Consider the following 870-nt stretch of genomic DNA (forward strand, 5'->3'; position numbering starts at 1 on the left):
TGCCTGGACCTGATGATCGGCCAGGAAGAACTCATTGCCGCTGAAAGTCGAGGTAAAGCGCTGCTCGCTCAAATCCGAGGTGTTGGCGTGCAATAGCGGATGCAATAGCGTCGAGGCGATGCCAGCCGCAGCTGTCGCCCTCGCTTCCACCCAATACCGTTCCTTCGCAAACGGATAGGTCGGCAGACTCAGCCGCTGCGGCTTGACCGCACCATACAAGCGTTCCCACTGCACGCCCAGGCCTTTGACCCAGACGTCCAGCAGCCGCGCATACTTGCCCTTGGCTAGCCAGGTATCGAGCAAGGCCGGCATGTCGTCGTCACCGGCCAGGGAAGACAATGCCTCCTTGTTGCGCTTGACCTGTCCCCGTACGCCATCGCCAAGAGTGCCATCAGCAACGAAACCGCGCAGCTTGCCGACCAGCTCCGCCAGCGACGATACCGCCCAGCCCAGCCGCTCTTCCATCCCATCCCGGCCAATCTGCAAGGTATACGCCAGCGCCGTCAGATCGGTCTGCTCATGCTGCTGCAGATAGGCCAGCAGATTGGCCGCCGTCTCGCGCAGGCGATCTTCATTGCGGGCCGACAGCACGATCAGCGACGGGCCCTGCACGACTGCCGGCGCCATTGCCGCCGCCGGCACATATTCCTCCAGCACCACGTGGGCATTGACGCCGCCAAAGCCGAACGAACTGACCCCTGCGCGCAGCGGCAATGCACGCCCCTGCGCATCGGTTTGCGCCCGCCATGGCGCCGTCTCCTGGACCACATAGAACGGACTGTCGGAGAGATCGAAGTAAGGATTGAGCGGCGTGCTGTGCAAACTCTTGACCAGCGTCTTGTGCTTCATCTGCAGCAGCACCTTGATCAC

General features: G+C 62.4%; 1 protein-coding gene. It reads right to left on the reverse strand.

Going from position 1 to position 870, the window contains the following annotated elements:
* Positions 1–849, reverse strand: an 849-nt coding sequence (locus PO883_RS34655) for a ketoacyl-synthetase C-terminal extension domain-containing protein (protein WP_289313828.1), incomplete at its 3' end; no start/stop codon positions are given.
* Positions 850–870: the final 21 nt, after the last annotated feature.

The sequence above is a fragment of the Massilia sp. DJPM01 genome (assembly GCF_030348125.1).
GTDB lineage: Bacteria > Pseudomonadota > Gammaproteobacteria > Burkholderiales > Burkholderiaceae_D > Telluria_A > Telluria_A frigida.